Source organism: Sphingomonas sp. 7/4-4 (genome assembly GCF_027941955.1).
Lineage (GTDB): Bacteria > Pseudomonadota > Alphaproteobacteria > Sphingomonadales > Sphingomonadaceae > Sphingomonas.
On the sequence record NZ_CP115960.1, the window covers coordinates 1,585,818 to 1,607,047 of the forward strand.

The 21,230-nt window shown below is 65.0% G+C and carries 14 protein-coding genes and 3 pseudogenes; 3 read left to right on the forward strand and 14 right to left on the reverse strand.

Translation table 11 applies throughout. From position 1 onward, the window contains the following. Positions 1-170: 170 nt before the first annotated feature. From kduI (PIB19_RS08020) to PIB19_RS08045, 5 genes and pseudogenes are all read right to left on the reverse strand, one after another. The gene (gene kduI, locus PIB19_RS08020) at positions 171-1,007 is read right to left on the reverse strand and encodes a 5-dehydro-4-deoxy-D-glucuronate isomerase (RefSeq protein WP_271240944.1); all 837 of its coding nucleotides are present in this window, start codon (positions 1,005-1,007) and stop codon (positions 171-173) included. 17 nt (positions 1,008-1,024) lie between these two features. Then, a complete protein-coding gene (locus PIB19_RS08025; RefSeq protein WP_271240367.1) occupies positions 1,025-2,173 on the reverse strand; it encodes a glycoside hydrolase family 88/105 protein in 1,149 nt (382 codons plus the stop codon). A gap of 93 nt (positions 2,174-2,266) precedes the next feature. Further along, positions 2,267-3,528, reverse strand: a pseudogene (locus PIB19_RS23580) (TonB-dependent receptor domain-containing protein). Continuing rightward, positions 3,438-5,015 (reverse strand): TonB-dependent receptor plug domain-containing protein, encoded by a 1,578-nt coding sequence (locus PIB19_RS08040; RefSeq protein WP_271240370.1) that lies wholly within the window; start codon positions 5,013-5,015, stop codon positions 3,438-3,440. Before PIB19_RS08040 ends, PIB19_RS23580 begins: the two are co-directional and overlap by 91 nt. A gap of 459 nt (positions 5,016-5,474) precedes the next feature. Continuing rightward, entirely contained in the window at positions 5,475-6,230 is a 756-nt protein-coding gene (locus PIB19_RS08045) for a FadR/GntR family transcriptional regulator (RefSeq protein ID WP_336297288.1), read from the reverse strand. 128 nt (positions 6,231-6,358) lie between these two features. On the opposite strand from PIB19_RS08045, the gene PIB19_RS08050 reads away from it, so the two are divergent. From PIB19_RS08050 to PIB19_RS08060, 3 genes are all read left to right on the forward strand, one after another. Beyond that, positions 6,359-9,586, forward strand: a complete 3,228-nt coding sequence (locus PIB19_RS08050) for a glycoside hydrolase family 2 TIM barrel-domain containing protein (RefSeq protein ID WP_271240372.1) — start codon at positions 6,359-6,361, stop codon at positions 9,584-9,586. Between the two features lie 92 nt (positions 9,587-9,678). Continuing rightward, on the forward strand, positions 9,679-10,017 hold the full coding sequence (locus PIB19_RS08055) for a hypothetical protein (RefSeq protein ID WP_271240373.1): 339 nt from the start codon (positions 9,679-9,681) through the stop codon (positions 10,015-10,017). Next, a complete protein-coding gene (locus PIB19_RS08060) occupies positions 10,014-11,030 on the forward strand; it encodes a DUF2264 domain-containing protein (RefSeq protein WP_271240374.1) in 1,017 nt (338 codons plus the stop codon). Before PIB19_RS08055 ends, PIB19_RS08060 begins: the two co-directional genes overlap by 4 nt. A gap of 9 nt (positions 11,031-11,039) precedes the next feature. On the opposite strand, the gene PIB19_RS08065 is transcribed toward PIB19_RS08060, so the two are convergent. The 9 genes and pseudogenes from PIB19_RS08065 to uxaC form a co-directional block, all read right to left on the reverse strand. Next, on the reverse strand, positions 11,040-11,387 hold the full coding sequence (locus PIB19_RS08065) for a YbaN family protein (protein WP_336297289.1): 348 nt from the start codon (positions 11,385-11,387) through the stop codon (positions 11,040-11,042). 19 nt (positions 11,388-11,406) lie between these two features. Beyond that, positions 11,407-13,218: a DUF4982 domain-containing protein gene (locus PIB19_RS08070; protein ID WP_271240375.1), complete on the reverse strand. Its 1,812-nt coding sequence runs from the start codon at positions 13,216-13,218 to the stop codon at positions 11,407-11,409. Further along, the gene (locus PIB19_RS08075; protein ID WP_271240376.1) at positions 13,218-14,441 is read right to left on the reverse strand and encodes a glycoside hydrolase family 2 protein; all 1,224 of its coding nucleotides are present in this window, start codon (positions 14,439-14,441) and stop codon (positions 13,218-13,220) included. Before PIB19_RS08075 ends, PIB19_RS08070 begins: the two co-directional genes overlap by 1 nt. Positions 14,442-14,544: 103 nt before the next feature. Further along, positions 14,545-15,495 (reverse strand): alpha/beta hydrolase, encoded by a 951-nt coding sequence (locus tag PIB19_RS08080; protein ID WP_271240377.1) that lies wholly within the window; start codon positions 15,493-15,495, stop codon positions 14,545-14,547. A gap of 149 nt (positions 15,496-15,644) precedes the next feature. After that, entirely contained in the window at positions 15,645-16,973 is a 1,329-nt protein-coding gene (locus PIB19_RS08085; RefSeq protein WP_271240378.1) for a methyl-accepting chemotaxis protein, read from the reverse strand. A gap of 33 nt (positions 16,974-17,006) precedes the next feature. Continuing rightward, positions 17,007-18,014, reverse strand: coding sequence for a sugar kinase (locus PIB19_RS08090; RefSeq protein WP_271240379.1), 1,008 nt, complete (start codon positions 18,012-18,014; stop codon positions 17,007-17,009). Next, positions 18,011-18,766 (reverse strand): 2-dehydro-3-deoxy-D-gluconate 5-dehydrogenase KduD, encoded by a 756-nt coding sequence (kduD, locus tag PIB19_RS08095; RefSeq protein WP_271240380.1) that lies wholly within the window; start codon positions 18,764-18,766, stop codon positions 18,011-18,013. The genes PIB19_RS08090 and kduD overlap by 4 nt, the downstream gene beginning before the upstream one ends. A 148-nt stretch (positions 18,767-18,914) precedes the next feature. Beyond that, positions 18,915-19,753: pseudogene (gene kduI, locus PIB19_RS08100) on the reverse strand (5-dehydro-4-deoxy-D-glucuronate isomerase). Between the two features lie 24 nt (positions 19,754-19,777). Beyond that, positions 19,778-21,225, reverse strand: a pseudogene (gene uxaC, locus PIB19_RS08105) (glucuronate isomerase). Positions 21,226-21,230: the final 5 nt, after the last annotated feature.

Sequence of the window (21,230 nt, forward strand, 5' to 3'; positions counted from 1 at the left end):
CGTCGGGAGGCAGAACTACATCATATGGGACGCATAGACAATATTTGGCACCGTACTTACGTGTCCGGCCACCGCGAAATAGCGGCGCATCGGCTCGATTCCTGTGGGGTTACGCTCGTCCTGCCCGACTTGCGGCGGTACGCCGGACGACAGCTAATGGGCGCGGCGCGTCACCGCAGCTGGCATATGTCGAGAACGTCCATGTCGTTATAGTCGAGGTTCTCGCCGGCCATCGCCCAGATGAAGGCGTAGTTGCTGGTTCCCGCGCCCATATGGATCGACCAGGGCGGCGAGATGACGACCTCTTCGTTCTTCATCACGATGTGCCGCAGATCGTCCGGCTGCCCCATATAGTGGAAGACGCAATTGTCCCCATCGAGGTCGAAATACAGATAGATCTCGGAGCGTCGCTCATGAACGTGCGGGGGCATGGTGTTCCAGACGCTGCCGGGCTCGAGCCGGGTCAGGCCCAGGCACAGCGAGGCGCTCTGGCAGGTGTGCGGCAGGATCAGCTGATAGATGGTCCGCTCGTTGGATGCCTCGAGACTGCCCCGCTGCAGCGGCTCGATATCGGCGGCAGTGATCTTGCGGAGCGGAAAGGCGGCGTGCGCCGGCACCGACAGGAGATAGAAGCGCGCGCCATCGCCGGAGAAGGTGACGTCACGCGATCCCATCGGCACATACAACGCTTCGTACTTCGCCAGGCGAACGGGCTCGCCGTCGACTTCGACCAGGCCGTCGCCATTGCCGATATTGACCACGCCCAGCTCCCGCCGTTCCAGCAATGGGTGTCCGGCGGCGCTCTCAGGCTCGCTCTGGTCCGGAAGACGAAGCACGCCCCCGGCCGGAACGGCACTCCCGATCACGAACCGCTCACCGTGCGAATAGGTCAGCACGATCTCGCCTGCGCGGAAGAGACCGGTCACCAGATGGCGATCGCGCAGATCCTCGTTCGAAGCGCCATGCATCATGTGCGGATGGGCGGCGTAGAAGGTCTTCTCGTACAGGGTCGCTTCTCCGGCCGTCACTGCGGACGCCTGTCGAGAGCGGCGACTTGCGTGGCCGCGAGCAGGAAGGCGCCGACGCCGTAATATTGCGTGTCGCTGGCTTCGACCTTTTCGGGCCGATCGCTCACCTGCTGGACGAAGCCGAGCCTCCCATCCGGCTGGATCGCGCGATTGAGAGCGGACCAGCCACGCCGCACGGCCGGCTCATACTCGCGGCGCGACAGGAGCCCGGCCTGGATGCCCCAGGCAAGTCCATAGGTGTAGAAGGCGGTGCCGCTGGTCTCCGGCGGCGACTGCTCGGGCGCCAGCAAGGAGGGCGCCCAATAGCCGTCGGGTTTCTGCAGCGTCCTGATGCGGGCGGCCATGTCCTTGAACAAAGCCTCCATGCGGCGGCGGTCCGCGGACCCTTTCGCCAGCATCGGGATGACGCGTGCCATCCCGCCGAATACCCAGCCGTTCCCGCGGCTCCAGAACTCCTTGCGGCCTTTGGCGTCGCGGCGCTCGAAAAAGCGGCTGTCGCGATAGTAGAGCCGCTCGGCGGGATCGTAGAGGAAGTCCGTGGTCGCCCAGAATTCGCGCATCGCGAAGTCGAGATAGCGCCGGTCCCCGGTCTGCCGCGAAAGCTCGATAAAGGCGGCGGGCGCCATGAAGAGCGCATCGCACCAGCACCAGCGCTTCAGGCATTCAGCCGCGCCATAGCCTTCGGGCGGCACGTAGAATGCGAGCGAAACCATGGCGGGCTCGGCGAGAACCTGATCGAACAAGCGCTTCGTCGGCGCCCGGGCACCGGCGCCCGCGCCGTTGCGGGCCGCCCAGAGATAGGCCTGGGTGATGGCGTGGTCGTCGGCGAAATAGGGCTTCTCGCCCGGCAGCCATTCATTCGCCCGCCCCATGTCGAGGATCGCCTTGCGGATCCGCGGCGGCGCGCCGGCATCGGCCAGGGCGGTCATGCCCACCCAGAAAACGGCCTGCTCCCACGCCCTCGGCTTGCGCGTCTCGGATGTCGCGCGAGAAATTCCGGTGCCTCCCATGCGGCCGAGCTGCCAGTCGGCCAGCCGGACGGCAGTGTCGAGAGCCGACGCCTGCGTCACGGCAGGCGCGTTTTGGGCAACCGCGGCTACCGGGCTTGCCAGCAGCAGCGCTGCTGCGAGGGCGGATCGCTTCATGGGGTTTCCTTCAAATCGGCGGAGGAGTCCGGCCTCCATCCACCCGCCTCGAAAAATAGGGCGCCCGGTCGGTGCCGGGCGCCCTTAGGGAGATCAGAAACGACCGCGGATGCCGAACGAGATCGTCGTTCCGTTGAAGTACGAATTATCGCGTCGGCTCTGGCCGTTGCCGTCCGGCTGGGTCGGGTTCTCGTAGTAGAAATAGACATTCTCGTTCGTGATGTTCAGCGCGTCGATGCGCAGCTCGAAGAGATCGTTGAGCTTGTAGCTGATCGTCCCATCGAGGAACCCCTGCGGGGCGAGATAGGGGACCTGGTCGTTGCCGGTATTTTGCGAGTTCTGGCCGGTCTTCGCGCGGTAATTATACGAGCCGCGGATCGATAGCGGGCCCTTCTCGTAGAACGCCGTCACGCTGTACGCATAGTCAGGAACGCCCTGCATCGAGATGCGATCGCCATTCCTCAGAACGAAATCGTCACCCTGCTGGTCGATCAGCGTGAAGCTGCTGGTGATGCCCAGACCGTCGAAGGGCTTCGGCAGGAACGTGAAGTTCTGCTGATAGGCCAGCTCGAGGCCCTTAAGCTTCAACTCGCTTTGGTTCACCGTGATCGTACGGTCGAACAGGAAGTTGGGATCGATGGTGCTGCCGCCGAGGGCGGGAGGACAAGCTCCGGCGCCCAGCGAAGCGCAGCTGAACAGGTTCGAGGGTATGCCCAGCGTGCCGAACGGCACACGTTCGATGATCGAGAAGGGACGATCGACGATGTTCTTCTGGAAAACACCGGCGCTGAGCAGCCCTCCGGTCGAGAAATACCATTCGAGCGCCGCGTCGTAGGTCGTCGCGAGCTGCGGTCGCAGGTCGGGATTGCCGACGGTCACGGCGGGATTGAAAATGTTCGGCACCCGGGTGCCGGCCGCGATGGTCGCCAGCGAACCGCGCGTGAGCGTCTGGCCGGCGGCCCCCGCAGTACGAGCTTCGGGGTGATATCGAAGGTCAAATTCGCGGACGGGAGGAAGTTCTGATACCCGCCTTCGCGCTCTGCGGGGACGAATCCGACGCCGCCGGGGCCCGTCTGATAGTTGTTGATCAGCGTTCGGGTATCCGAAAAGCGAAGGCCCCAGTTGATGCGCAACGGGTGACCGGCGATCGGGATCTTGAAGCTGGTCTCGAAGAACGCAGACTTGACGATCTCCTCGGCCGTGAACGCCTGATTGAGCGCGGGTGTCGCCGCACGATTGGCGGCATTCGCGTCGAGGACGTTCATCACGAAATCGCGCGAAAAGGTCGCGAATTGCGACGGGTATCCCGAGTTGCCGCCATTGGCCAATTCACCGAACTGGACGAAGGGATCCATGTTCGCGAACACGCCGGTCGGATTGGTCGCGAACGTGCCCCTTGCGGAATCGGGCGGGTACTGGCGATGCTGCTGCCGTCCTGCCGCTGGACCCGCTTGGTGGTCGACACATAGCTGCCGCCCAGCTTGAGCGAAAGCAGCTGGTCTCCGCTATCGATCGGGGTCCAGTCCAGCACTGCCCGGGCAGTCTTTTCCTTGTCGAGCTCGTCGTTGATCGCGAAGCCGAGTGAGGGTGACCGATAGTTTGCGGTATTGGTGAAGTCGACGGGCGAGCTGATCGTCGGATAGGTCACGTTTCCGGTCGGATCGAAGGTCGTCGTGATGCCGAAGATGTTCGAGACGATCCGGTTCTCGGAATAGACCGCCTTGCTTTCGCTCAAGTTTGCTTGCGCCGAGAGCTTCATCGTGTCGGTGACGTCATAGGCCGCCCGGACGATGCCGTATTTGAACTTGGTCTTCGTGTCGCGGTAGAAGCTCTCGGTGAGGATGCTCGAGTTCCCGAAAGTGCCGTACAAATTGTTGTACTCATCGAGGTGCACGTCGAGCGGGATCAGGCCGGAATTGGTTCCCGTGCCGGGGGCACTGGTGGTGCCCGCAACCGTCCGCGAGTTGCGCACGGGCACGCCGAAAGTGAACTCGTCGGTCTGATCGGTCAGTTCGGAGAAGATGCCGTCGATGCTCGCTTCGAAACGGTCGCTCTTGTACTGAAGCGACCCGACGAAACCAAGGCGCTCGCGTTCCGTGTTGGAAGCGTAGATGCGATAGAAGCGCGGAAGATAGCCGTTTTCCACCTGCGAGCGCGTGAGACCGCCCAGATTGGCCAGCGGGCTGTCGAGGTTGAGCTCGAAATTAAACGGTCCGCTGGTATTCGGGAGCACCGGATTTGCCGGAGTCGCGTAATAGGGCCGACGACCGAGCGCCGACGAGTTGTAACCGCTGGTGCCGCCGCCGGTCGACTGGAAGCCGGAACGCTGGTTGACGTTCTTGGCATAGGCCACGCCGAACAACGCGCCGAAATTGCCCCACGTATCGCTGAGCAGCAGCGAGCCGCGCGGACGCCACTCCTTGGACTGTGTGTTGTAATTGGCCTGCGCCGTATAGCGGATCACCCGCTCGTTGTTGTCGAAAGGGCGCGGCGTCTGCAGGTCGATAACGCCGCCGATGCCGCCTTCCTCGAGATTGGCGAGCGGCGATTTGTACACGTCCACCCGGCCGAACAGTTCGGACGGGAATACGTCATAGTTGAAGTCGCGGCTCGAACTGCCGACGTTCTGCGCTGAAGTCGTGCGGACGGGCGCACCGTTGATCGTCGTGACGGTGAAGTCGGAACCGAGGCCGCGGATACTGATGCGCTGGCCTTCGTTCGACGCCCCGTCGCGCGACAGGATCACACCCGGAATACGCTGCAGCGAGTCGGCGACGTTCGCCTCGGGAAACTTGCCGATATCCTCGGCGACGATCGAGATCGCGGAAGCTGATCGATTCACGCTTCAGCTCGACGGCCTTGTTGAGGCTGCCGCGAAAGCCAGTGACGACGATGTCATCCGCGGTGCCCGCTTCGTCCTGGGGATCGGCTGCGGGCGCATCCTGCGTCGTGGCGGGAGCCGGCTCCACGGCCTGCGCGAAAGCCGGTGCGCCGGCGAGCATGATAGCGAGAGCGCCGGCCGAGGCGGCGCATGTAAGAGCGTATTTTCCCATTTAGCCTCTCCCAATCACGTTCACGGGTCAGCCGCGCGTGTCGGACTTATATGACAAGTCGCGAGAGATGCGTCAATTGCCAGACAATTATTAGGCAGGCCGCTGCTTACGCTCAATGTAAGCAATATATTACAGGTACTTATACTTGTCATCTGGAGCGTCTGCGATCAGTCAGCTCAAACCGATAGTATGATAACATTCCCTATCGGCGCCCGCTTGCGCCCCATATTGGACCTCCGCCGACTTCGTCAGTCGTGCGCCTGATGGCCGAGCGCGGATCCCTTCATCCGCAACGCCGCGCTGAGCGTGGAGTGCCGCGTAAGGCTCTCGTGCATGTGCTGCCGTGCGGCCTCGCGTGCCCGGGCCGAGTCCATCCTGACGATCGCATCGACGATCGCCTCGTGCTCGGCGAGCACCTTTGCCGCATAGGACTGGTGCACTTCATCCGGTTTGTCGCCGAGGTAGAGGGTGCGCGACGGCACGAGGCGCAAGCCGAGGAACTCCACGAAGCGGACATAATATTCATTCTGCGTGGCATGGGCGATCGCGAGGTGGAATGCGCTGTCCGCCTCGGCCGACGCCATCGGGTCGTCGCCGACCGCGATCATGCGCTCGAGTGCCTCGCGGATCGTCCCGATGTCGGAAGTTGTACGACGAGCTGCCGCCAGACCTGCCATTTCCGTTTCCACGGCAAGGCGCATCTCGAGCAGCTTGATGACGTCGGAGAGCTCGTTGAGCTCGTCGCGGGTGATCTGGAAGGCGCGATATTCGGCCGTTTCGGCGACGAAGACGCCGGCGCCCTGGCGCGATACCGTCAGTCCATGCGCCGAAAGCCGCGCAACGGCTTCGCGAACCACCGTCCGGCTGACATTTTCGGAAAGCGCGATCTCCTTCTGCGAGGGCAGACGAGAGCCGGCGCCCCATTCCCCCGAACGGATACGGCCTTCAAGCTTTTCGAACAGGTCATCGGTGAGCGATCCCGTCCTGCCGGTTTCCTCAGTCACGTTACCACCGTCGGGTTTGTCCATGGCTCCAGCTTGACTTGTCATACTAATCTCCGGAAGCTACGCGTCCGTATCACCATTGAACACGCTAGTCGATCCGGCTTCAGACCGGGCAGGGAAGAGGATTTATGCGCTCAATCCGGGGACTTGCGGCTATCCTCCTGGCAGGCGCCCCCTGCCCGCTCTTTGCCCAGGCCCCGGCTCCGCCCGTTCAACCGCAGGTCTCGCCGGATCGCCCGGACTGGGAGAACCCGGCGGTCTACGCCATCGACAAGGAGCCTGCGCGCGCGACCGGATTCCCGTTCGAGACCCGGGAGAAGGCGCTTGCCGGCCATCGCACCAAATCCGCCCGGTTCCTGCCGCTGAACGGGCAGTGGAAATTCTCCTTCTCGGCCGATGCGGACAAGCTGCCCTCCGGTTTCGAGAAGCCGTCCTTCGACGTATCGGGATGGAAGGAGATCAAGGTGCCGGCGGATTGGCAGACCGAGGGATACGACCAGCCGCGCTACAACAATATCACCTATCCCTTTCCGGCGAACCGGCCGCTCATCCCGCACGCCTCGAACCCTGTCGGGTCCTATCGTCGGGATGTGGATGTTCCGGCCGACTGGGACGGTTCCGACGTCATTCTGCACATCGGGGCCGCAGGATCGGCTTACTATGTCTGGGTCAATGGCGAGAAGGTCGGCTATTCGGAGGATTCCAAGCTTCCTTCCGAATTCGACGTCACCCGTTTCGTACGCCCCGGCAGGAACGTCGTGGCGATCCAGATCTTCCGCTGGTCCGACGGATCATACCTCGAAGATCAGGACTTCTGGCGCGTTTCGGGCATCGAGCGTGAAGTCTTCCTGATGGCCGCGCCCAAGACGCGGGTTCGCGACTTCTTCGTCCACGCCGGGCTCGACGAAGCGTACAAAGACGGGCGGCTGGCGGTCGATATGGCCGTGACGCCCGGGTCCGCCGCGACGACGGCGCGAGCGATCCTTCTCGACGGCGATCGGCGCGTGCTCGAGCTTTCGCAGCCCGTCGTCGCCGGGCAGGCGGAGCGGACGGTCACGCTTCGCGGCGAAGTCGAGAATGTCCGGCCGTGGACCGCCGAGACGCCCAACCTCTACATGCTGCTGGTCGAGCTCTACGATGCCAAAGGGCGGATCATCCAGTCGACCTATAGCCGCATCGGCTTCCGCACGGTCGAGATGAAGAACGGGCTCGTCACGGTCAACGGCAAGCCGATCACCATTCGCGGAGTCAATCGGCACGAGCACGATCCGGAGACGTTCCACGTCATCTCGCTCGAGTCGATGGAGCGCGACATCCAGCTGATGAAGCGCAACAACATCAACGCGCTCCGGACCTCGCATTACCCGAACGACCCGCGCCTTTACGAGCTTGCGGACCGATACGGCCTCTACGTCATGGACGAGGCCAATATCGAGAGCCACGGCTACATGGACTGGGCGAACAAGCATCCGGAGCTGCGCGGCAAATACCAGATCGGCTTCGATCCCGCCTGGGAGGGCGCGCATGTGAGCCGCGTCACCAACATGGTCGAGCGCGACAAGAACCATCCTTCGATCATCTTCTGGTCGCTCGGCAACGAGGCGGGGATCGGCCCCAACTTCAACAAGGCGGCCGCCGCAGTGAAGCGGCGCGATCCGAACCGGCTGGTGAGCTATCTCGGCTGGGGCACCTTCCCCGACGTTCCGGACCACCGGCCCAACGACTATGCCGACATCTACGCGCCGATGTACGACAGCGTCGAGCGTATGGTGGACTATGCCGAGAACTGGTCGTTCCGGCAGCCGCTCATCCAATGTGAATACGCCCATATGCAGGGCAATTCGGGCGGCAACCTCAAGGAATATTGGGACGCGATCTATGCGCACCCGAACAAGCTCCAGGGCGGGTTCATCTGGGATTGGGTGGACCAGTCGATGTACCGCTACACCGCGGACGGCCGCCGCTATTGGGGGACCGGTGGTGAATATGGCCCGAACCCCGGCGGCGACATCGAGTTCGGCGACGGGCTGATACAGCCGGACCGCACGCCCAATCCGCATTTGTTCGAGCTTCGCAAGGTATATGCGCCGATCCAGTTCGCCGATTTCGACGCCGCAAGCGGTTCGCTGACCGTCCTGAATCGTCACGACTTCGCCGACCTCTCCGGATATGACTTCGGCTTCGAGTTGCTCGAGGACGGCGTCCCGATAGCAACAGGCAGCCTGCCCGGGTTGCACACAGCACCACGGGGACGCGAGTCCGTGAAGCTTTCCGTCCCGACGGTCTCACGTAAACCTGGCGCGGAATATGTGCTGACCGTCACCGCACGGGCGAAAACCGGGGTGATACCGGGCGTCGAGGCCGGGACGGTAGTCGGCTGGGAACAGTTCGAGCTCGGGCGCCAACCGGCCGCCGATCAAGCGCCCCTGGGTGACGTTGCGCTTTCGAGCAGCGCGGGGAAGATCCGCCTCGCCGCCAGCGGCGCCGATCTGGTGCTCGACCGCAAGACCGGACTCGTCGATCGCTACGTCGTGGGCGGACGCGTGCTGCTGCAGGGCGGCGCACCGAATTTCTACCGCGCATTGACCGACAACGACATCGGCACCGGGGTAGAAAAGTCCCACGGCATCTGGAAGCGCGCTTCGGAGGCCCGCGTCGTGAAGGCTATCGAGACGCGCGACCTCGGCTCCAGTGGGGCCGAGGTGACCGTGCGCTACACCGTCGGTGGCGACGCGGCGACGTTCGTATCGCGCTACCGGATGGCCGGAGACGGTTCCGTCGAGGTGGAAGGAGCCTTCACTCCGTCGCGGCCCGACCTTCCCGATCCGCTGCGGGTCGGCATGTTCTTCACCATGCCTTCGAGCACCGACATGATGGAATGGTATGGCCGCGGACCGCATGAGAGCTATCAGGATCGCAAGACGGGCGCGCCGCTCGGCCTCTGGCGTGGCCGGATCTCCGACCAGAACCATGATTATATGCGCCCCCAGGAGACCGGCAACAAAACCGACGTCCGATGGATGGAGCTCATCCAGTCGGGAGGCGGTGGCCTGCGCGTACTGGGCGATGCCCCGCTGTCGATGAACGCGCTGGCCTTTCCCTATGACGATCTCTCGCGCCGTCCGCCGGGAACCCGCCGCTCGACGGATATCGTACCGCGGAAGGAAGTCTCGTTGATGGTCGACGCGGTCCAGTCCGGAGTCGGCGGTGACAATGCGTGGGACAAGGGTGGCCGTCCGCTGCGGCAATATCGCGTGCCCTTGAAGCCGCTGCTTTATTCGTACCGCCTTTCGCCCTTCACCGGCCAGGGGACCACGCCGGACAAGGCAAAGCCCGCATCGGCCGATCCGCAATGATCGGCCGCGATCGGACGACGCGGGACCGGCTCCGAGCCGGTTGACGCCACCCTGCCCGATCAGTCCTGACCCTCCAGTTTCGGAACAGACCCATGGAACGTCGCAACTTCCTCGCATCCGCGCTCGGCGCCGGCGCCTTCGCGGCCGTCAACGCCCCTTCGCATGCGGCCGTCGGCCGCGGAGCTGCTGCGCCGGACAGAGGCAGCGATCGGCGCTACATGGTGGATCTGCTCGCGAAGATGGCGAGCCCCATCCTCGCGCCGATGTCGCAGGGCAGGCTTCAGGCGACGTGGAAGCCGGAACTCAGCCCCACCTGGGACGGCCGCAATCCCAAGGTCGGCTATCTCGAGGCGTTCGGGCGCCTGATCTCCGGTATCGCCCCTGGCTCACGCTGCCCGACGACATTACTCCGGAAGGCAGGCTGCGCGTGACGCTGCGCCAGCAGGCGCTGGCGAGCTTCGCGCACTCCGTCGATCCCAGCAGTCCCGATTATCTGCTGTGGCGCAGCGAGGGTCAGCCGCTCGTCGATTCCGCTTATTACACCAACGCCTTCCTCCGCGCGCCCAAGCAGCTCTGGGAACCGCTGGACGCGGCCACGAAGCGCAGGGTGGTCACCGAGATCAAGGGACTGCGCCGCGTGTCGCCGCCCTACACCAACTGGCTGCTCTTCGCGGCGATGAACGAGGCGTTCCTGCTTTCCATCGGTGAGGAATGGGACCCGATGCGGATCGATCTGGCGGTCCGCAAGATCAACGAATGGTATGCCGGCGACGGCTGGTATTCCGATGGGCCGCGGTTCCACTTCGACCATTACGGCTCGTACGTCATCCATCCCATGCTGGTGGAGATCCTCGAAGTGCTGGTCGCCACGGGGGCGAAGTTCAACAGCCTTCGGGCCGGGGAGCTGCTCGAACAAGCGTATAAACGCATGCAGCGCTATGGCGAGCATCTGGAGCGGCTGATCGGCCCCGACGGGAGCTATGCGCCCATCGGCCGATCCTTGACGTATCGAACCGCCGTGTTTCAGCCGCTGGGCTTGCTCGGCTGGCGCAAGCGGCTTCCCAAATCGCTTCCGGAAGGACAGGTCCGCGCGGCGACACTCGCCGCGCAACGCGCGATTTTCGGCAATCCGTCGAATTTCGACAAGGACGGGTATCTGACGATCGGGTTCGCCGGCCATCAACCTGCTCTCGGCGACATCTATTCAAATGCCGGCAGCATGTACATTGTGTCCGAAAGCCTGATCGCTTTGGGATTGTCGCCTGACGACGGCTATTGGAAGGCACCAGCCCTTCCCTGGACGTCTAAAAAGCCTTCTCCGGACAGCAATTTCCCAAGGACTATTATGTCGATTACTGATCGACCTCACGGGATGCTTCTCACCGTGCGGTGGGTCGGCTCAGCACGAATGCAGCACACCCTGCCAATGCGAACGCCACGATGACGTCCACGGTCAATCCCGGACGCGCCGTGAACCAGAAGATGGCGTAGCCCAGCGCCATCCCCGTGCAAGCGAGAAGCTTCCCTTCCTCGGGATCGCGCCATTCTCCCGCCACGCGCGGAGCGACGGTCCGAACCGCCGATGGTCGAGCAGCCACGCCTCGAGCCGCGGCGACGACCGCGCGAAGCAGCCGACCGCGAGGATCAGGAAGATCGTCGTCGGCATCAACGGCAAAAGCGCGCCGACAAAGCCCAGCAGGACGAAGAACCAGCCCAGCGCCAGCCAGAGCGCGCGGGACGGGCTCGCCCCGCGATCAGGCTTGTTGTCTCGCCGCCACGTCATCGCGAGCGTCGGTACCATCACCGCCGCATCGGGAACACTATTTCCGCGCGACCGGCCCGTGGAAATCGACCTCGACCACGCCCAGCCGCCAGCCCGGCGGCACGGCGTCGGCGCCGGTGTCTCCCGCCTTGCGCGAGGTATCGAGTTCGATGACCTTGCCGAAGGCGTCGCGATCGGCGACCGGACCGATCTGGGTGATGCGGAGCACGCTGCCTGTGGCCGGGGCGAACGTCACATTGGCATAGCCGAGCTGGCGCTCGGTCTCGCCTTCCCACACCGTCTTGCCGTCGAGCGTGATCCGCAATTTGTAGCTGCGCGAGCGCCAGCCGACGAGCTTCAGGTCGATCTCGCTCAGCGTCGCGGGGGCGGCGAAGCGATATTCGATCCACGCCGAGCCGGGCTGGCCGTCGCTGGTCCAGCGAGAGAGCTCGTTGTCGTCGGTGCTGTTCACCGCCTCGCTTTGGTTCGATCCCGCGACGATCGATGCGGGCATGACGGTGGTGCGGCTGAAGGTGAACGAGGGGCGCGCGGGTGTCGGCCCCCGGGTGAGCAGGCCGAGCTGGTGATCCTCGGGGAAGTCGACCGATAGCCCGCCGGTTGCGGGCTTCACTGCCCTGGTCGGGATCGTCAGCGTCGCGCGCTTGAGCCCCGGCGCGGTTGCGGTGACACGCACCACCCCGCGGCCGGTCCCCGCGCGGAGCAGCACGCGGTTGACCCCGGCCTCGACCGGCAGGTTGGGCGAGAGGATGTAATTGTCCTCGCCTCGCGCCGTGCCCGCATATTGCGTGGTCTGGTCGGCGCCCGCGGGCTTGGTCGGCTCGGCCGGACCCGCCGCCACTACCGCGCGCGACTTGCCGGAGGAATCGCCCTGCGCGATCCCGCCGCGCCATTCGGCGGGGCCGTCGAGCGTGAACTTCACCATGTCGTGCGCGGTCGGCACGCGCCGCCCCTTGGCGTCGATCACTTCGACATCGACCAGCGCGATATCCGCGCCGTCCATCACAAAGCCGCGCGGCGATACATGCGGCGTAAGGCGCAGCGCGACCGGGGCGCCGACCGTCTCGACGGCGCTCTCGGACTTGCGGCCATCGGCATAGGTCGCCACCGCGCGGAGCGTACCCGGCGCCCATTGGACCTGCTTCCAGCCGAACAGGAAGCCGTTGCTGCGCTCGCCTCTGCCCAGCGAGCGGCCGTTCAGGAACAGCTCGACGCTGTCGCCATTCGAGATGACGGTTAGGTCCTTGCTCGTGCCGGGCGCGTAGTTCCAATGACCGATGATGTGCGTGCGCGGGGTGACGCTGTCGACCCAGTCGCTCCACATCACCTGGTGCGCATAGAACCCCTCCTTGGGCAGCCGCACTGCGTCGACTTCGCCCGAGCGGCGGTAATTATTGTCGCCGCGATAATGGGTGTTCGAGTCCGACCAGATGATGTTGACACCGCCCGAACTGACGCGCTTTCCGGTGCCCGGGCGGACGCGGTAGTAATCCCACCAGCGCTTGACGTCCTCGATCGCGTGGCTGTCCTGGTTGCGGTTATAGTCGGGCGAGTCCTTGTGGAACGGCGGGGTGAGCTCGTCCTGGTAGAGCCGGGCGCCCTCGTCGCGCGAATATTCCATCGCCCAGACCGGCTTGATGGCGCTCTTGTTGATGTAGAGCATCTCGCCGCCATATTCCGCGACCCTGCTGTCGAGCATCTCGCGCGATCCGATCGCGCGGCCGCCATGCGGGTCGTACTGGTCGCGGATCGCCTTCAATTCGGCCATGTGCGCGTCGCTGATATTTTCGTTGCCGCCCTCGTAGAACAGGATCGAGGGGTTGTTGCGATTGTAGACGATCGCGTCGCGCATCACTTCCTGCGCTGGTCCCAGCGGCGGCCGGTGACGTCGCTTTCGGCATCGCCCGCGGGCATCGCCTGGATCAGGCCGACGCGATCGGCGGATTCGACGTCCTGCTTCGACGGCGCGATGTGCATCCAGCGGACGAGGTTGCCGCCGCTCTCGACCATCAGCCCGTTGGAAAAGTCGCTGAGCCAGGGCGGAATCGACACGCCGACCGCGGGCCATTCGTTCGAGGTGCGCTGGGCATAGCCGTGCATCTGGATCACGCGGCCGTTGAGGCTGACCATGCCGTCGGCGAACTTCGTCTGGCGGAAACCGGTGCGGATATCGACGCTGTCGATGGCCTTGCCGTTCTCGGTCAGGATCGTGGTTACGATGTAGAGATAGCCATAGCCCCAGCTCCAGAAATGGAGGTTTTCTGCAGTGCCGGCGGCCGTGAGCAGGCGCGTCTCGCCGGGCGCCAGCGTCGCGTCGCCGCCGTCGAGCCGGCGGACGACGCGGCCATCACGGTCGCGGATTTCGGCGCGGTAGCCGATCTTGCGCGAAGTCGCGCCGGCGTTGCGGATCTGGGTCTGCGCATGGATCGTCGCGGTGCGGGCCTTCACGTCGAATGCGTCGGCCCAGACATATTGGCCAATAGTGCCCAGGCCGGAGAAGAGCGGCAGCGTCTGATAGACCGGGCCGGTCAGGTGCAGCCGGACATTCTTGGTAATGCCGCCATAATTGACGTCGAAATTGTTGTTGTTCCACTGGAAGCCGCTGCCGGTCGCGCGCTCCTTGTACTTCCAGTCATTATCGACGCGGACCGCGATGAGGTTCTCGCCGGGCCTGAGCGCCGCGGTGATGTCGGCGCCGAATGCCATCGAGCCGTTCTCGGAAAGCGCGACCGACTGGCCGTTGACCCAGACCTCCGCCGCCTGACGCACGCCTTCGAACTCGAGGAAAGCGCGGCCGCCGGGACCCTGCGCGGGCAGGACGATCCGCTTGCGGTACCAGATGATGCCGGTCGAGAGCTCCTTGATGTCGCGCGCGAACGCTTCCTTCTCGTTGAAGGCATTCGGTAGCGTGACGTCGTGCCATTGGCGATCGTCGAAGCCGGGCTGCTCGGCGCCCGCCTGCTCGCCGGTCGTCGATCGCCAGCCGGGATTGAGATTGTACGTCGCGCGCGGCGAGGCGACTGCAGTCGACGCGTCGTGTGCGATCGCCGGGACTGCAACGGTCGCGAGGAGCATGCCAAGCACGGCACAGATAGGCTTCAACAAGACACCCTCCCAATTGGTCAGGCCAACTTGTCTTATCGGCGCGACACCTGTCAAGCCAATGTGGAAACCCGTCTCACAAATTGGGAAGCCAGCCGTGGCGGCCGGCAAAGAGGCGGAAGAGATCGAACCAGATGTACGGCTTGCCGTCGGCGTCGAAGAGCGGAATGCCGTGCCCGCCCTTCTCGGCGATCATCAGCTCGGACGGGATACTCGCCGCCTGCAGCCCCGCGAACATCGCAAGGCTGTTCGCCGGCTTGACGGTCTTGTCGTCGGCGGCGTGGCAGACGAGGGTCGGCGGCGTCGCGGCGGGCACGTCGAGCTCGAGCGACCATGATCGGGCCAACGCCTCGGAAGGATTGACGCCGAGCAACTCGCGACGCGACTGGTCATGCGCAATCGGCGGCAGCATCGACACCACCGGGAAGAACATCGCGACCGCGATCGGCCGCGCGGGCAGCCGATCGGCGGCATCGATCGAATCATAGGTGACCTTGTCGGCGCGGGTGCCGAGCGAGCCCACTACGTGCCCGCCCGCCGAAAAACCCATAGCGGCGACGCGCGCGGGATCGATCCCCCATTTCGCGGCGCCCGCACGGATCAGCCGCATCGCGCGCTGCGCGTCCTGCAGCGATGTCGCCGGGCCGGCACGCCAGCCGTCGTGCGGCAGGCGGTAAAGCAATTCGAACGCCGTGATTCCCTGTGCGGCGAACATCTGCGCGATCCTGCCCGGCCCACGACCCACCGCGACCCGGGCATAGCCCCCGCCCGGAATGAGCAGCACCGCCGCGCCACTGGGCTTGGCGGCGCGCGCGACGGTCATCGCCGGCGTGCCGATATGCGTCCAGGCGATGTCGTCCGGCTTCGGCGAGCGTGGAACGGTCACGTCCGCGATCCCCAGCCCCTCTCCGCCCGGCGGCGTGCCCGGCCACAGCGGCACCCGCTCGATCTCGGCCGGCGCCGATGCACGCGCGGCACCGGCAATCCCCAATGCAAGCCCGGAAGCGAGGACGGTACGACGATCCATAATGTTCTTCTCTAGAGTCTGATGACTTCACTCTGATCCGTTCGTTTCGAGCGAAGTCGAGAAACATGGTTTCGCATCTGGCTCCGTTTCTCGACTGCGCTCGAAACGAACGGAGAATGTGAGCGATTCAAGCACAAGTCATCCCTGCTCTAACGCGACACTTCGGTCATGAACTGGCCGACGGTCTCCTCGACCCGGCGGAGCGCGTCCCCCGCCTGTGCCGCCTGCCGCCCGGCATCCTGCGCAGCGGCGGCGAGCTCCGAGACGCGCCCGCTGATCTGCGCGATCAGAACCGCGATCTCGCGCGACGACATCGCGGTCTCGTCGATCGAGGCGAGGATCGCGCCGACCGTGCCCACCTGCGCCTCCATCTCGGACGAGAGGCTGCGCACCCGCTCCATCAGTTCGGTCACGATCGCGAGGATCGCCTGGTTGGTGTGTGCCATGACTTCGCTGGCATTTTGCGCCTGGCGGATCGTGACGGTGACGCCGCCGGTGGCGTCGGCCGCCTGATCGGCGAGGCTGCGCACCTCCTGCGCGACCACGGCGAAGCCATGCCCGCTCTCGCCTGCGCGCGCCGCCTCGATGCTGGCATTGAGCGCGAGCAGCTTGGTCTGCTGGGCGATCCCCGCGATCAGTGTCAGCACCGATTCGATTTGCGCAGTGTGCGAGGCGAGATTCGCTGCGTTCTCGGCACCCTGCACCGCGATGGCATCGGCGCGCCCGGCGACTTCGGTCGCGATCAACGCCTCCTCGCGTGCACGATCGAAGGCCGAGATCAGCACCGCCGCGCTTTCCGCCGATTGCCCCATCGCCGTCGCCGACTGATCGGCGGCGGTCGCGACTTCGGCGGCGGGCTTGCTCAGCGACTGCATTTCGGCCGCAGTACGTTCGGTGAAGCCGGCGACGTCGCGGCTGGCGCGGGCGCTGGTAGTGATCGCCTCGCCCAATTGTTGCCGCACCGCCGCTGCCTCCGCGCGCACTGCAGTCTGGTTGCGTGCCCGGGCAATCGCCCGCAACCGGCTGGCGATGATCTCGAACTCGATTCCGGCAAGCTTCTGGGTCGCGCGGGTGAGCCGTTCGAGCTGGTCGGAATCCCGGGTGAGTTCGAAGAACAAGGCGTGGATCCGCATCTGCGCGACGAGCATCGATGCCGCCACGACCGAGAAATCGAGATCGCGCTGCGCGATCCGGTCCGCCTCGGCAATGACTGCGTCGAGCCAGCGCTGATCGATCGGCCGCGACAGCTTCTCGCGGGCATATTCGACTCGGGACGCGACGAGCTCGTCGGAAACGGCCGCGCCCGCGCGCCGCTCGAGCAAGTCGCGCGCGATGCCTGCGATGTGCGGCTCGATGAAGGTCCAGGCCTCGCGCAGCTCCGTCTCGAAGCCGTCGTCGATACCGTAGGTCTGCCGGAACGCTACTGCGCCCGGCCTTGGTAACGCCGCTTCATCCGCGACGATATTCCCCCTCGACATACACCCTCCCACGGGCGCCGTTGCGCCTCTTTGTCATCGACGAACGTCCAGTCCTCCGCCTTCGAAGGCCGCCAGATCGGCGCGCGTGAACAGGCTGGCGTCACCGGGCAGCGAGTGCTTGAGCGCGGTCAGCGCCAGGCCCGCCTTCGCGGCGGCACGCGGGTCGCCGCCGCTTTCGATGAGGCCGTGCAGCACGCCTGCGGCAAAGGCGTCGCCCGCGCCGATCCGGTCGACGATGCCGGCGATCAGCACTTCGTCGGTCTGGTGCGCGCCGCCCCGCGTATCGACTCGCGCCGAGAGCCGGTGGCTGTCCGCATCGTCGACGTGCCGCGCAGTGGATGCGATCGTCTGGAGCTTGGGGAAATGCGCGAACGCAGCCTCCGCCGCCTCGCGCCGCCGATCCGAGCCTTCGCCCGAAAAGGGCTTGCCGAGCAGCAGCGAGACGTCGCGATGATTGCCGAACAATATATCCGCATGCCCGATCAATCGCGTGAGCACCGCGCGCGGATCGCTGTCCCAGGCTTCCCACAGCTTCGCACGGTAATTGCCGTCGAACGAGACCGGGATGCCCTTGGCAGACGCTGCCTCGGCGGCGGCGATCGCCGCATCGGCAGTGTTGTGGCCGAGTGCCGGAGTGATCCCCGACAGATGCAGCCGGGTGGCGCCTTCGAGCAGGCGGTCCCAGTCCCAGCTGTCGGCCGGGCGCGTGGCGAACACCGAATGCGCGCGGTCATAGACGACCTCGGAAGCGCGGAGGCCCGCACCCGGAGTGAGGAAATAGAGGCCGAGACGGCCCTCCTCGCTCGCCACGGTCGACGTATCGACGCCGCGCCGGCGCAGTTCGTTGATCACCGCGCCGCCCAGTGGATTATCGGCCACCGCGCTGATCATGCGCGTGGCATGGCCGAGGCAGGCGAGGCCGGTGGCGACATTCGCCTCGGCGCCGCCGACATTCACTTCGAGCTTGGGCGTCTGCAGCAGAAGCTCGCGCCCGGGCGGCGAGAGCCGCAGCATCACTTCGCCGAAGAATGCGATGGTCATCGTGCCAGCCACCCGCCGTCGACCGCGAGGACATGGCCCTGGACATAGTCCGAAGCGCTGGAGGCGAGGAACACCGCGGCACCGCCGAGGTCGCCCGGATCGCCCCAGCGGCCGGCGGGGATACGCTCGATGATCTGGCGGTTGCGGGTCTCATCGGCCTGCAGGGCAGTCGTGTTGTTGGTGGCGATATAGCCGGGGGCGATCGCGTTGACGTTGATGCCCTTCGACGCCCATTCGCAGGCGAGCAGCTTGGTCAGCCCCGCCACGCCCGATTTGCTCGCGGTGTAGCTCGGCACGCGGATGCCGCCCTGGAAGCTCAGCATCGAGGCGATGTTGATGATCTTGCCGCCGCCCTGCTTGACCATGTGGCGGCCGGCGGCCTGGCACAGGAAGAAGGTGGATTTGAGGTTGGTGTCGATCACCGCATCCCAATCCTCCTCCGAGAAATCGAGACTGTCGTTCCGCCGGATGATCCCCGCATTGTTGACAAGGATGTCGAGCCCGCCGAGCTTTTCCACAGCTTCGTCCACAATTCTGCCCACAGGCTCGATCGTCGAAAGGTCGGCGGAGATGATCTCGGCCTGCACGCCCAGAGCGCGGGCCTTTTCGACCGTTTCGGTGGCGGCCGAGCGGCCCACCGCGGCGATGCTCGCGCCTGCTTCGGCGAGCGCGAGCGCGATGCCCTGGCCGATGCCGGTATTCGCACCGGTGACGATTGCGACCTTGCCGGTCAGGTCGAAGGGATTGGTCATGCTACCTCTTACTCCCTCCCTGGAAGGGAGGGGCCGGGGTGGGTGCGCGGCGCGCAGCGTCGCGCTTCTTCGGTCGCGGAGGAGGGCCGAGCCTGGCGGCTCGGCACCCACCTCCAACCTCTCCCTTGCAGGGAGGGGAGTTAAGTCGTTACGCCAGCTGGCAGATGTCCAGCACGTTCATGTCCGTATAGTCCTGGTTCTCGCCGGCCATCGCCCAGATGAAGGCATAGGCCTTGGTGCCCGAGCCCATATGGATCGACCAGGGCGGCGAGATCACTGCTTCCTCGTTGGCGATGACGATGTGCCGCATCGCATCGCCTTCGCCCATGTAATGGAAGACGCGGTCGTTCGGGCCATCGAGCTCGAAGTAGAAATAGATCTCGCTGCGGCGCTCGTGGATGTGCGGGGGCATCGTGTTCCACACCGAGCCCGGCTTGAGCACGGTCAGGCCCATCACCAGTTGCGCGGAGTCGCACACGCCGGGGATGACGAGCTGGAAGATCGTCCGTTCGTTGGATTCTTCCAGCGAGCCGCGCTCGAGCGCGTTGGCGTCGGCGATCGAAAGCTTCCGGGTCTGGAAGCCCTTATGCGCCGGGCAGGAGGCGAGGTAGAAGCGCGCGCCCTGTCCAGAGAATTGGACGTCCTTCGCCCCCATCGTGACGTAGAGGCAGTCCTTGTTGCCCAGCGTGAAGCTTTCGCCGTCGACGGTGACGGTGCCTTCGACCGAACCCACATTGACCACCGCCAGCTCGCGGCGCTCGAGGAAGGATGGCCCGCCGCCGAAGCCGGCTCGGTCTGGTCCGGAAGCTTCACCGATCCCGCGCCTACCGCGACCCCGCCGATCACGAAGCGGTCGGCATGGGTGTAGTTGAGCACGCACTCGCCTTCGCGGAACAGGCCGTCGATCAGATAGCGGTCGCGCAGTTCCTCGTTCGAGACGCACTCCATCATGTCGGGGTGCGTGGCGTAATAGGTACGGTCGAACATGGAATACTCCGTTGGTTCTGTGGTTCAGGCTGCGGCGGCGACAGGCGCCGGCGCTTGTTTGTCGATTTTGTACGCCCTGCGTACGAGGCCGTTGGTCAGCTCGTGCGCGAGCTCAAAAGCTTCCCAGTCGAGCAGCCGCCCTTCGGCGACGAGCTGGCCGAGAAAGCCGCAATCGATGCGGCGCGCGACGTCGTGCCGCGCGGGGATCGAGAGGAAGGCGCGCGTGTCGTCGTTGAAGCCGACGGTGTTGTAGAAGCCCGCGGTCTCGGTGACCTGCTCGCGGAAGCGGCGCATCCCCTCGGGACTGTCGTGGAACCACCAGCTCGGCCCCAGCTTGAGGCACGGATAATGCCCGGCCAAAGGCGCCAGCTCACGCGCGTACACCGTCTCGTCGAGCGTGAAGAGGATGATCGACAGATCGGTCGAGGTGCCGAAGCGATCAAGCAGCGGTTTGAGCGCATGGACGTAGTCGGTGCGCATCGGGATGTCCGCGCCCTTGTCGCGGCCATGGCTTTCGAACAGCCCCCATTATGGTTGCGGAAGCTGCCGGGATGGATCTGCATCACCATGCCGTCCTCGGCCGACATCGCCGCCATTTCGGTAAGCATCTGCGCGCGGAACAGCTCGGCGTCCTGCGGGGTCCAGTTGTCCGACAGAATCGTGCGGAACAAGCGCTCAGCCTCGTCATAAGGCAGGTTGGCGGTGCGGGCCGTGGGGTGGCCATGATCGGTCGCGGTGGCGCCCGCCGCGCGGAAATCGGCGCGGCGCTTGCGGTGCGCGGCGAGATAGCCGTCCCATGACCAGACGTCCTCGCCCGTCTTCTCGGCGAAGATCTTCATCGCCCCGGCGAACTGCTCGTGCTCGACGTCGATCACGGCGTCGGGGCGATACGTGGTGACCACCCGACCCTGCCAGCCGCTCTTATGGATCGCGTGGTGCGGCGAGAGGTCGTCCTGCGGCCCTTCGGTGGTGGCGAGGAACTCGATTCCGAAGCGATCGAACAATGCGCGCGGCTTGAAGGCGTCGCTGGCGAGCTTCTCATTGATGCGGTCGTAATACAGGTCCGCCGTGCTCGCATCGAGCGCGACCTCGAAGCCGAACACCTCGGCAAAGACATGGCCGAGCCACATGCTGGACGGCGTGCCGCGGAACAGATGGAAATTCCCGGCAAAGGTCCGCCACGCTTTCCTGGGATCGGTCCTCGGCATCCCCGCCTTGCTCGGCACGCAGAGATCGTCAAGTGCGACGCCCTGCGAATAGAGCATGCGATAGAGATAATGGTCCGGCGAGAGCAGCAGTTCGGTCGCGTTCGACCAATTGGCGTTGGTCGAGAACCAGGTCGGATCGGTGTGGCCGTGCGGGCTGATGATCGGCAATCCGGCCACTTCCGCATAGAGCGCACGCGCGATGCTCCGCGTACGCTCGTCGGACGGAAACAACCGGTCGGGATCGAGTTTGAGGGGCTTGGTCATTTCGC